Consider the following 12,289-nt stretch of genomic DNA (forward strand, 5'->3'; position numbering starts at 1 on the left):
AACTTTAAAAAGTCAACTTTTGAAGTATTTTATTTATTCATTCCAAAGGTAAAATCTATACCTATTGCATCATTTAAAATTTTTAAAACATCATTCCATACAATGCTGAATCTTTGCTCTGCCTGAATGTAATTGCTTACAGCAGGATTAGTAGATATAATTGGTCCTAAATTTTTAAGTTTTTCTGTTATTTCATCAGATACTTTTCCATCCTGCATTTGCTGTGAGTAAGCTTCTATCTGCAATTTTCTAAAATCATCCAACATTTTTTTATTATTATCATTGCCTTCAATGCCTTTACTTGCTTCTCTAAGGTTAATAACTTCCGGACAATTTCCCAACTCTTTTGCAAATTCGTGAGCCTTATCATAGATATTCATAAATAAACTCCTCCTTATTTATAATTGAAACTTTAACTTAAAATCCAAACAAGTGCCAAATAAAATTTAAATCTATAATTATATTTCCATAATTATAGGAAGTATCATTGGCTTTCTTCTTGTTCTTTCATAAAGGAATACTCTAAGAACTTCCTTTATATTTGATTTTATGCTTGCCCATTCAGTTATATGTTTTTCCTCACATTTTTTCAAGGCATCCTTGACTAGTTCTCTTGCTTCTTCCATTAAATCTTCAGATTCTCTTACATAAACAAATCCTCTTGAAATAATATCCGGTCCAGCAATTACACTTCCACTTTCTTTTTCAATAGTAACTACGACTGTAAGTATACCATCCTGTGAAAGATGTTTTCTATCTCTCAATACTATATTTCCAACATCACCTACACCTAAGCCATCTACAAATACCTGACCAGAAATAACAGTTCCATTTTTTCTAATAGAATCTCTTGTTACTTCTATTACATCACCATTATCAGCAATTACAACATTACTTGATGGAAGTCCTAATTTAACAGCCAACTCTGCATGTTGTTTTAAGTGTCTGTATTCACCATGTACAGGCATAAAAAATTTAGGTTTTACAAGCGTATGCATAAGTTTTAATTCCTCTTGACATGCATGACCAGAAACATGAACATCTGCCAACGCCTCATAAATTACATCTGCTCCCTTTTTAAACAACTGATTTATAACTTTTGAAATTAATTTTTCGTTTCCTGGTATAGCACTAGCAGATATAATAACTCTATCTCCTGGTATTATATTTACCTTTTTGTGTTCTGAAGATGCCATTCTTGAGAGTGCTGACATAGGTTCTCCCTGGCTTCCTGTCGTAACAATAGTTATTCTATTATTAGGATATTTGTTTATATTATCAACATTAATAAATACATCTTTATTAGCATCTATATATCCCAATTCCATTGCAACTTCCATTATATTTTCCATACTTCTTCCAGAAACAGCAACTTTTCTATTATACTTTATTGATTCTGTAATTATTTGTTGTATTCTGTGAATATTGGAAGCAAATGTTGCCACAATTATTCTTCCTTTAGCATTAGTGAAAATTCTGCCAAATGTTTCTCCTACAGTACTTTCAGACATAGTGTATCCTGGCCTCTCCACATTAGTACTATCTGCCAGCATAACTAGTACCCCTCTTTTACCTAATTCTGCAAATCTTGCTAAATCAGCTACACATCCATCAATAGGTGTGTAATCAATTTTAAAATCTCCTGTGTGTAAAATAACTCCGATAGGCGTATGAATTGCAATAGCTACTGAATCTGCAATACTGTGGCTGGTTCTTATAAATTCTACAGATACATTCTCTAATTTAACTATATCTTTTGGTTTTACACATTTTAACTCTACTACACTTAACAAATTGTGTTCCTTTAATTTTGTTTGAATAATACCCAACGTTAATTTTGTTCCATAGACAGGTACATTCATTTCTTTTAATACATAAGGTAACGCTCCAATATGGTCTTCATGTCCATGAGTTAAAAATATACCCTTAACCTTCTCTATATTTTTTTGTAGATATGTTATATCAGGTATTACCAAATCTATTCCTAGCATTTCATCGTCTGGAAAGCTTAATCCACAGTCGATTACTACTATGTCATTTTTGTACTCTATTGCTGTAAGGTTCTTTCCTATTTCATTTAATCCACCTAATGGAATGATTTTTATTTTCTCTTTTTCCTTTCGCAAAAAAATCTTCCCTCCTTTTTTATAATTTTTAAAATATTTTATCCAATAGCTATCCTAATAATACTACTTGATTATAAAAGCAATAAAAAGCGACTGCTATGGGCTGGATAAATTCAGCTAAAATTCAGATGGTATACATATACTATCTGAATTAAGTTTCATTTTTACATTTACTGCATATTCCATAAAATTTCAGACTATGATTAGTAATCTTAAAATTATATTTTTCTTCAATTTCATGTTCTAAATCATCCAACAAATCATGCTGAACTTCAATAACACTCCCACAATTAGTACATATCAAATGATGGTGTTGATGATTTTCCTCTTCATGAATTAGCTCATATCTACTACACCCATCATTAAGTTCTAATTTACATATAACTCCTAATTCTTCTAATAATTGAACTGTTCTATATACTGTAGCCAATCCTATTTCTGGACAATCCTTCTTTACTAAATCATATAATTCTTCCGTTGTAAGATGGCTACCTTCATTCTTTATTATTATATCTATAATAGCTCTTCTCTGAGGGGTAAACTTATAGCCTTTTTCCTTTAAATTATTCTTAAGTTTTTCTGTTTCTTCAGGTGAAAGCTTTGACATTATATAACCCCATTTCAATAATTATTTTCAAACCATAGTTTAATACGTATTTAATTGATTGTCAATTGAAAATAAATTAATTCGTTAAAATTAATTTTCATTAGCCTTATATAAAATTATAAAAGCTATGAATATCATAGCTTTTGCATTAAACATTAATTAAGTTGATCTTCACTGAATAAAGTTTCATAAGCTTCCTCTACCATTGCAAATTCATCTTCATCTTCAACAGTAGTTAATACCTCATTACCTTCTTCGTCTACATCTATTCTTAATGCTATCGCTTCATCTATCTCTTCTTTATCTTTTGGAGCAACTATCACGTATTCTTTATCTTCTATATCCATTTTAGTAACTACATCAAACTCTACCTCTTTGCCATCCTCATCATTTAAAATGATAGTTGTTACATCATTTTCCATGGTTTTTCACCTCATTTATTTGTTTATTTATTTGAAATACTATCTAAATATCCTTGAAGTATGTATATTGCAGCCATCTTATCAACTATTTTTTTTCTCTTATTTCTAGATAAATCTGCCTCTAACATAGCTCTATGTGCTGCTACAGTGGTTAATCTTTCATCCCACATTTTAATTGGAAGCCCTATTTTTTCTTTTATCACTTCGCAAAATTTTAATACCTTTTCACTTTGTGGCCCCAAGGTTCCATTCATATTTTTAGGAAGTCCAGATACAATAGTCTCCACATTATATTCATCACAAATATTTTTAAGTTCCTTTATGTCTGCATCTTGGCTTTTTCTTCTTATCGTAGTTATACCTTGTGCTGTAAACCCAAGGGGATCACTTACGGCAACACCAATAGTCCTATCGCCTACATCTAATCCTAGTATTCTCATTTTCATTCTCCTAATTTCATTATCGTATTGTACAATGTGTTATTGTTAAAATCAAATTTTATCAAAATTGCAATATATACAATTATATTTTAATCTCATTCATCGACATAATTTGTTCCAAATGAGTTTAAAAACCCATTTGGAACAGATTTTATTTTATTCCTAAATATGCTTTTAATACTTCTTCTAATATTTCATCTCTTTCTAACTTTCTAACTAAGGATCTAGCTCCATTGTAATTTGTAATGTATGTAGGATCCCCTGAAATTAAATAACCAACTAATTGATTTACAGGGTTATATCCCTTTTTAATTAGAGAATCATAGACTTCAGTTAATATTTCTTTAGTCAAATCTTCTTTATCTTTAGGAATATTAAACTGAATAGTATTATCGTTACCCATTTATATCACCCCGCTAGTAATTCTACTAATTCTATTATAGCCTATATTCGTGAAAATGTATACTATTTAACTAGTTTTTCCAGTATTGATACACAACTTCCTATTGCATCTTCCACTTTTTCAGGAAGTTTTCCACCAGCTTGAGCCATGTCAGGTCTTCCACCGCCACCGCCACCAGCTATAGCTGCTACTTCCTTGATAATTTTTCCACAGTGAACTCCTTTAGCAATTGCCTCTTTAGTAGTCATAGATACAAACTGAACTTTCCCTTCTACTACACTTCCAAGAACAACTACACATTCTCCACCTTTATTCCTGATCTTATCTGCTAAATCTCTAAGTGCATTTCCATCTACATCTTTTAGTACACCAGTAAAAAGTTTAATTCCTTTTACTTCCTGGAGCCCATTTAATATTTCATCTTCTGCACTTCCCGCAAGTTTAGATTTTAATTCTGCAATTTCTTTATCTTTTTCTTTAAGTTCAAGAGCCTGCAAATCTAGTTTATGAATTATCTCCTTTTCAGAACATCTTAGCTTGTTACCAATTTCCTTAATAAGATCATTTTTAGCTTCTACATATGCAATTGCTTTAGGTCCAGTAACTGCTTCTATTCTTCTTATACCAGCAGCCACACCAGCCTCGGATATTATCTTAAACAAACCTATTTCTCCAGAATTTGATACATGAGTTCCTCCGCACAATTCTTTACTAAAATCTCCTACTGATACTACTCTAACTTCATCTTTATATTTGTTATCAAACAAAGCAATAGCTCCAGTTTCTTTTGCTTCTTCTAAACTCATGCTTTGTGTTTGCACATTTAGTACTTTTACTACTTCATCATTAACTAAAGCTTCAACTTTTTTTAATTCCTCATGACTTGGTGCTTCAAAATGATTAAAGTCAAATCTCAATCTTTCATCGTCTACATAAGAACCTGATTGATGAACATGTTCTCCTAGAACTTTTCTCAATGCTTCATTTAATAAATGTGTTGCAGTATGATTTCTTCTTATATTATTTCTTCTAGCTTCATTTACATTTAAAGTTACTTGATGATCTACACCTATAGTTCCACTCAATACCTTTACAAAATGAAGTATTTTTCCTGCTACATTTTTCTTGCAGTCCACAACCTCTGCCTTAAATGAATCTGTAGATATTATACCGTGGTCACCTATTTGACCTCCCATTTCTGCATAAAAAGGAGTATTTTCTGTGACTATTACACCCTTATCTCCTTCTACCATAGTTGAAACAAATTCTTCATTTTTAATTAAAATTTTAACCTTTGAAGTAGTGTGCAAAGTATCATATCCATTAAATTTTGTTTCTATTTCTAAAGGTATTTTATTTAATATAGTATCTTCTGCTCCCATATAGTTGGTCTCTTCTCTTGCAGCTCTAGCTCTTTCTCTTTGATTTTGCATTTCTTTATTAAAGCCTTCTAAATCCACTTTCATATCTTTTTCTTCAAGTATTTCTTCAGTAAGCTCTATTGGAAATCCATAAGTGTCATATAACTTAAATGCTTTTTCTCCTGATAAAATAGTTTCATTATTAATTTTTAAATTTTCTATAAATTCATTTAAAATTTGCATTCCACTATCTATAGTTTCATCAAATCTTTCTTCTTCTAGTTTTATAACCTTTTTAATATAATCTCTTTTTTCTGCAAGTTCAGCATAGTTTCCACAAGAATTATCTATAACTATATCTGTTAGTTTATATAAAAATGCATTATTTATTCCTAAAGATTTTCCATGCTTAGCAGCTCTTCTAAGCAATCTTCTAAGAACATATCCCCTGCCTTCATTTGAAGGCAATATTCCATCACTAATCATAAAACTAACACTTCTAACATGGTCTGTTATTACTCTCATGGATATATCGCTTTTTTCATCTTTTCCATATTCAATTTTTGATACTTTACTAACTTCATCTAATATGGCTCTTATAGTATCAACTTCAAAAATGCTATTTGTTCCCTGCATAATTGTAGCTATTCTTTCAAGTCCCATACCTGTGTCTATATTAGGATTTTTTAGCTTATTGTAATTTCCATCTTCATCTTTGTCAAACTGTGTAAATACAAGATTCCAGAATTCAACTACTCTATCTTCATCTGCTGCTTTCAAAAATTCTTCTACTGTATTTATTTTTTCATTTCCTCTATCAAAATGAATTTCAGAACAAGGTCCACAAGGTCCTACCCCATGCTCCCAAAAATTATCATCTTTTCCCAATCTAAATATTCTTGATGGATCTACATCTGTCTTTTTAACCCATATATCATTAGCTTCATCATCATCTAAATAAATAGTTACATATAATTTATCTTTAGGAAGCTTTAATACCTCTGTAGTAAATTCCCACGCCCATGGAATAGCTTCTTCCTTAAAATAATCACCAAAAGAGAAATTACCTAACATTTCAAAAAACGTACCATGCCTTGATGTTTTACCCACATTTTCAATATCACCTGTTCTTATACACTTCTGACAAGTTGTAACTCTTGTCTTAGGAGGCACTTGCAGCCCTGTAAAATATGGCTTTAAAGGTGCCATTCCTGCATTTATAAGCAATAAGCTTTTATCATTTTTAGGAACAAGTGAAAAGCTCGGTAATCTCAAATGTTCTTTACTTTCAAAGAATTTTAAATACATTTCTCTAAGTTCATTTAAACCTATCTTTTTCATAAATTATCTCTCCTTTATTCTTAATGTTTTGTAACAAAAAAACTTCCATCCCAAAAGGGACGAAAGCTGTTTCCGTGGTACCACCCTAATTACACAGCTAAAACGTTTTAATTTACAAATACATAAAAATTAAAACTTGAGTTCAGTAATCACTTCTTAAAATAAAGCTGTGTCTCTTTAAAGCTTATGACTCCTGGACTGCTTCAATATATCCTACAAGAAGTTTTCACCTTCCACTTCTTCTCTTTATGTAGAAATATAAATACTCCTTCCAATCATTGCCTTCATATCTAATTATGATACAAATTATAATTAAAAATAATTCATATGTCAACAGTATCAGCTAATAAATCGCAAAATTTACATAAATCGGAATTGAACTTATTTAAAATAAGTAGTAATTCAAGTCTTCATAAATTACCTTTATCATAACTCCTACTGGAATAGCAAGTATCATTCCTAGAAAACCGGCAATCTTTCCACCTACTACAAGTAATATTATAACCATAAGTGGATGCATGTTTACACTATCCCCCGTAATTTTAGGTGATAATATATTACCCTCTATTTGTTGTAATAAATATAACCATATCAATACCCACATAGCTTTTTGTGGCGATTTAATCAGTGCTATAAAAATTGCAGGCACAGCTCCAAAAACTGGTCCAAAATAGGGTATTATATTAAAAAAAGCATTTAGTATGGATAAAATTATAGGAAAATCTACATGTAGAAATATTAAAATTGCAAAAGTTACAATTCCAATAAATGCACATAAAAGCAGCTGACTAACTATATATCTACCTAATATTTTATCTATGTCCTTGCTTATTTTTTTTACCATATTTCTACTCTTAATTGGAAAAAAATTTAATAATTTATTTGCTATATTGTCTCCATCTGCTAAAAAATAATAAGATATTATAGGTATAACCGCAATAGACACTATATTTTGACCTATATTTAAAGCTGAATCAAATATTTTTGAAAACAAACTAATTAATTGATTATTCATCTTTATAGATACATTATTTATTACTGCATAAATGGTTTTATTATTACTTATAGGCTTTAACTTTGAATATAAATTATCTATAATTTTTTGTATTTTATCTATTGTATAACTTATATTTAAACTTTCCTTAAAAGCAGATGGTACGATTAGCAAAAAAATTGTCATTGTAATTAATATTAAAACGCATATGAGACTTACTGCTGCAAATTTTTTTCTTATTCCATTTTGCTCCATATACTTATTCATTGGTCTTAAAGTATAAGCAATTATAAAAGAAATAAACAGTAAATATATCGCTTCTCTAATAGCAGAACTTCTTAAACCTAGAAGTATTATTAAAAATACAATTATAATAGTTAATATGTACTTATATATTCTTTTAACTTTTTTCATTCAAATCATCTTCCGTAAACAATTTATGTGGTAAACTACAAAAACTTAGGTTTTCACTTCTTCCATTAAACAACAAACTTTCTTCTCCTATTAAAATATCCTTAATCAATATTATTTTCTTACCAGATAAAAAATTGGTTATAAAACCCATAGATACTACCAGTGAACTTATTTTGAAAGACATTTTATCAAATATTATATCTTCTACCATACCCAATATATTGCCTTTTTCATCTCTCACATCCATATCTTTAATGCTTTTAAATTGCAAAAAATCTCCTGAAGTTGTTTTTGTAATAACCATTACCGAATTAAAACTAACTACATCTTCTATAAGTACATTTAAAGTTTTTTTCAATAGTCCATATGGAGCAATTCTAAATCCTATTATCTTTTTAATATAAAAATCTACAAGCAAATCATTTATAAATCCGAGTTTTTTGCCATTTACATTTATAACATCCATAAGTGTAAAATCTTTTGATCTATACAAGTTTCATCACCTCTATTTATAATTAAGTTATAAAACTTGAATAACTTCCTTTGCTGTATTTTGTGCAATGGCAAAAAAAATATAACCTTAAAATAAGGTTATATTTTTATAAATTATATTTTAATTTCCGTTCACATGTTCATGAATAGTTTCTGAATGTGTCTTCATTGCCCAAGGTTCCAATCCTTGAGATTCTCTATAATTATTTATAGCTTTATGAATAGCTTCTTCTGCAAGAACCGAGCAGTGCATTTTTACTGGTGGAAGTCCATCTAAAGCTTCAGCTACTGCTCTATTAGTTAATTCCCAAGCTTCATCAACCTTTTTTCCTTTTATAAGTTCTGTAGCCATACTTGAAGATGCTATAGCTGATCCGCATCCAAAAGTTTTAAATTTTACATCTTCAATTATATCATTTTCAACTTTAATATATATTTTCATTATATCTCCACATTGTGGGTTTCCAACTTCTCCAATACCATTAGCATCTGGAATTTCTCCTACATTTCTAGGATTTCTAAAGTGATCCATAACTTTTTCACTGTACATCATATTTATCTACCTTCTTTCTTTGCATTTTCTGTTTTTATAAAATCTTCCCAAAGTGGTGACATTTCTCTTCTTCTTTCAACTATTTTAGGTATTACTTCTAGTGCATAATCTACTTGTTCCTCAGTAGTTCCTGCTCCTAAGCTTAATCTTAATGAACCATGAGCTACTTCATGTTTTAAACCTAGTGCTAAAAGTACATGAGATGGATCTAATGATCCTGATGCACACGCACTTCCTGTAGAAGCAAATATACCTGCATCATTTAAATCTAATAATAAAGTTTCTCCTTCTATTCCAATGAAACTTACATTAACATTTCCAGGCATTCTCTTTTCGCCTATTGGTCCATTAACTTTAACATAAGGAACCTTTTCTACAAGACCATTTAAAAGCTTATCTCTAAGTTTAGTTAATCTCTTAGCTTCTGGTTCTAATTCTTCTACAGCAATTTCTATTGCTTTACCAAGACCTACTATTCCAGGTACATTTTCAGTAGTAGCTCTCTTTCCTCTTTCTTGTGCTCCACCATGAATTAAATTTTCTATTTTAGTTCCTTTTCTTAAATACAATGCACCTTCACCCTTAGGTCCATAGAACTTATGTGCAGCTAAAGACAATGCAGTTATGTTCATAGCTTGCACATCTATCTTTACATGTCCTACAGCTTGCACTGCATCAGTATGGAAATAAATATTATGTTCTTTACATATCTTTCCTATTTCTTCTATAGGTTGAATTGAACCTACTTCATTATTAGCAAACATTACTGAAACAAGTATAGTTTTATCTGTAATTGCTTTCTTTAAATCTTCTATTCTTATAAGTCCATACTCATCTACTGGTAAATAAGTTACATCAAAACCACTTTTCTCTAAGAACTTACCTGTATGTAATATGGCATGATGTTCTATTTTTGTAGTTATTATATGATTTCCCTTGTTTTTATTTGCAAAGGCTATACCTTTTAATATCCAGTTATCACCTTCAGAACCTCCTGCAGTAAAGAATATTTCATCTTTAGAAGCATTTAATGCCTTAGCTACTCTTTCTCTTGCTTTATCTATAGCCTTTCTAGGAGCATCTGACATTGAATATAATGAGGATGGGTTTCCAAAATATTCTGTAAAATATGGAAGCATCTCCTTTAGTACCTCAGGCTTTGTATAAGTAGTAGCTGAATAATCCATATAAACATTTTTATTCATTAATATTATCCCCTTTCACCTTGTTACTTTTCATTTTTTTATAATCTTCTACCATGTCTTCAAGAGTGGTAGCTTTCATAACACTATCTATACTTTCCTTTATTCTTGACCATAAAAGTCTAGTAGCACAACAATCCATATTACCACAAGAATTTTCATTGTGTTCATCTATACATTTAGATATTTCTACTGGTCCTTCTAATACTTCCATTATTTCAAACACAGTCATATCCTTTGGCTCTCTTTCAAGTACATAACCGCCTTGAGCTCCTCTTATGCTTTTTATCAAATTTGCTTTCCTAAGAGGTGAAAATAATTGCTCTAAGTAGTATTCAGAAATATTCTGTCTTTCTGCTATACTTTTTATGGATGATGGTCCTTCACCATAGTGAACAGCCAGATCAACCATAGCTTTTACACCATATTGTCCCTTAGTTGATAGCTTCACTTAACCACTTCCTTTAATGTTGAGTATTTTACTATGCTTTATAGATATATAATATCAAACCAGAGTAAAGTTGTCAACAATAAACTTTACTTTATTTTTGCCATTCTACAAGCATATCTTTCATAGTATCTTTAGCATATGTGGGATCTGGTTTTTCCACTTTTATATTTGATAATCTTTTTACTTCACCATATGAGTTATTTAACGATAAGCTCTCCCCCTTTCCTGTAATTACCCAAAGTGTTTTATAGTTTATAGGCATACAGGTAAGCTCTTTTTCTCCAACCCCATCTGTGAAGTATATAAGCAGATGGTTTCTCATTCTATGGTTATAGATATATTCAAATACAGGAGAATATGAAGTTCCACCTTTAGTATTTAGCTTTTTTCTTATATCTCTTTTATTTTTCACCTTATACACTCTTCTTATTTGATTGTCACATTCTATAATCGTTATTTTTGAAGGATAACTTTTTACAATATTAAAAACTTCTGTCATTATTTGATCTATCTCTCCATCTGTTATACTGCCGCTTATGTCTATTGCTATAATTATTTGAGCTATGTGATTATTAAGCTTTCCTCTCAATTCCAATCTATATGGCTGCCTTCTATCTTTTCTTGTAATAGTTTTTTTGTGACCTGATGGTAATGTGCCCATAATCTTTTTTAAATAATCTTTCCATGATATTTCAGGTATTTTATTTAGATCATCAATTATTTGTTGAATTTCACTGGGGATTTTTCCCTTATTAGCATTATTAGCTACTTTTTTTATAAGATCTTTTAATTGTTCTAAATTGAGATCATCCTCTGAATACCACCATAAATCATGAGCATGAGCACTATCATGCTCCTTTTTTATTAATTTACTATTTTTATCATCTCTATTTTCAATAATTTCTTTACCCTTATTGGATTTTAATTTATCTATACCCTTTTGAATTTCTTTAGCATAGTATTCCATATTCTCATTAGGTTTTAAATCTATATTATAAGTAAGACTTACATTAGTTAAATTATCGGACCAAGCTGGAAGTTTATCTATGTACTGATTAATTGATACATCCATAGCTTTACTTATAGCTACAGAACTATAATTTCCTCTTATAGATTTAGCTCTTTTTAGATGATTGTTCATAATATGGTAGATTTCATGTTTTATTAATGCTTTCATCTCTTCAATAGAACATTGTAAAAAAATATAAGGATTAAAGTATATATTGAAATGCGTTAATGATGCCATATTACCCACTGCTGTATCTAAATCCAGTCTTATATCTCTTTTCATTTGAACTGTAAAAAGAGCAAAAAAATTATCCTTATCCTGCATCATAGAAAATGTACAAAGTTCTAGTAATTTAAAAAAGTTTTCTTTAAATTCTTTTGTTAAATTAGGTTTGTTATCCCACTGAATTACTTCATTTAATAGTTTAATTCTCAAATTCTCAAACTTATTAACTTCCTCCATCTAAATCACCCT

The 12,289-nt window shown here is 29.8% G+C and carries 13 protein-coding genes and 1 other annotated feature; all 13 genes read right to left on the bottom strand.

The window, feature by feature from the left end:
• Window positions 1-29: 29 nt before the first annotated feature.
• The 13 genes from Q6H37_RS23215 to Q6H37_RS23275 all read right to left on the bottom strand — a co-directional run bounded on the left by Q6H37_RS23215 (window position 30) and on the right by Q6H37_RS23275 (window position 12,277).
• Window positions 30-380 carry a YlbF family regulator gene (locus tag Q6H37_RS23215; RefSeq protein WP_318736937.1) on the bottom strand — a complete coding sequence of 117 codons (351 nt, stop codon included), beginning with the start codon at window positions 378-380 and terminating at the stop codon, window positions 30-32.
• 78 nt (window positions 381-458) lie between these two features.
• Window positions 459-2,126: a ribonuclease J gene (locus Q6H37_RS23220; RefSeq protein WP_007063583.1), complete on the bottom strand. Its 1,668-nt coding sequence runs from the start codon at window positions 2,124-2,126 to the stop codon at window positions 459-461.
• 151 nt (window positions 2,127-2,277) lie between these two features.
• Entirely contained in the window at window positions 2,278-2,733 is a 456-nt protein-coding gene (locus Q6H37_RS23225) for a Fur family transcriptional regulator (protein ID WP_007063584.1), read from the bottom strand.
• A 155-nt stretch (window positions 2,734-2,888) separates the two neighbouring features.
• Window positions 2,889-3,155, bottom strand: a complete 267-nt coding sequence (locus Q6H37_RS23230) for a DUF1292 domain-containing protein (protein ID WP_007063585.1) — start codon at window positions 3,153-3,155, stop codon at window positions 2,889-2,891.
• A gap of 23 nt (window positions 3,156-3,178) precedes the next feature.
• Window positions 3,179-3,595 carry a Holliday junction resolvase RuvX gene (gene ruvX / locus Q6H37_RS23235; RefSeq protein ID WP_007063586.1) on the bottom strand — a complete coding sequence of 139 codons (417 nt, stop codon included), beginning with the start codon at window positions 3,593-3,595 and terminating at the stop codon, window positions 3,179-3,181.
• 151 nt (window positions 3,596-3,746) lie between these two features.
• Entirely contained in the window at window positions 3,747-3,998 is a 252-nt protein-coding gene (locus Q6H37_RS23240) for an IreB family regulatory phosphoprotein (protein ID WP_007063587.1), read from the bottom strand.
• A gap of 62 nt (window positions 3,999-4,060) precedes the next feature.
• The gene (gene alaS, locus Q6H37_RS23245; protein ID WP_318736941.1) at window positions 4,061-6,700 is read right to left on the bottom strand and encodes an alanine--tRNA ligase; all 2,640 of its coding nucleotides are present in this window, start codon (window positions 6,698-6,700) and stop codon (window positions 4,061-4,063) included.
• A gap of 52 nt (window positions 6,701-6,752) precedes the next feature.
• Window positions 6,753-6,988 (bottom strand) — a binding site (T-box leader).
• Between the two features lie 97 nt (window positions 6,989-7,085).
• Window positions 7,086-8,108, bottom strand: coding sequence for an AI-2E family transporter (locus tag Q6H37_RS23250; protein WP_318736943.1), 1,023 nt, complete (start codon window positions 8,106-8,108; stop codon window positions 7,086-7,088).
• Complete coding sequence (locus tag Q6H37_RS23255) at window positions 8,095-8,601, bottom strand: PRC-barrel domain-containing protein (protein ID WP_318736944.1); 507 nt, start codon at window positions 8,599-8,601, stop codon at window positions 8,095-8,097. The genes Q6H37_RS23250 and Q6H37_RS23255 overlap by 14 nt, the downstream gene beginning before the upstream one ends.
• Window positions 8,602-8,721: 120 nt before the next feature.
• The gene (gene nifU / locus Q6H37_RS23260; RefSeq protein ID WP_318743138.1) at window positions 8,722-9,150 is read right to left on the bottom strand and encodes a Fe-S cluster assembly scaffold protein NifU; all 429 of its coding nucleotides are present in this window, start codon (window positions 9,148-9,150) and stop codon (window positions 8,722-8,724) included.
• A 5-nt stretch (window positions 9,151-9,155) separates the two neighbouring features.
• Window positions 9,156-10,358 (bottom strand): cysteine desulfurase NifS, encoded by a 1,203-nt coding sequence (gene nifS / locus Q6H37_RS23265; RefSeq protein ID WP_318736946.1) that lies wholly within the window; start codon window positions 10,356-10,358, stop codon window positions 9,156-9,158.
• Window positions 10,351-10,806 (bottom strand): RrF2 family transcriptional regulator, encoded by a 456-nt coding sequence (locus Q6H37_RS23270; protein WP_007063740.1) that lies wholly within the window; start codon window positions 10,804-10,806, stop codon window positions 10,351-10,353. The genes nifS and Q6H37_RS23270 overlap by 8 nt, the downstream gene beginning before the upstream one ends.
• Before the next feature lie 91 nt (window positions 10,807-10,897).
• Window positions 10,898-12,277 carry a VWA-like domain-containing protein gene (locus Q6H37_RS23275; RefSeq protein WP_318736948.1) on the bottom strand — a complete coding sequence of 460 codons (1,380 nt, stop codon included), beginning with the start codon at window positions 12,275-12,277 and terminating at the stop codon, window positions 10,898-10,900.
• Window positions 12,278-12,289 lie beyond the last annotated feature (12 nt).

Source organism: Clostridium sp. JS66 (assembly GCF_033561535.1).
In the GTDB taxonomy this organism is placed as follows: domain Bacteria; phylum Bacillota; class Clostridia; order Clostridiales; family Clostridiaceae; genus Clostridium_AM; species Clostridium_AM carboxidivorans.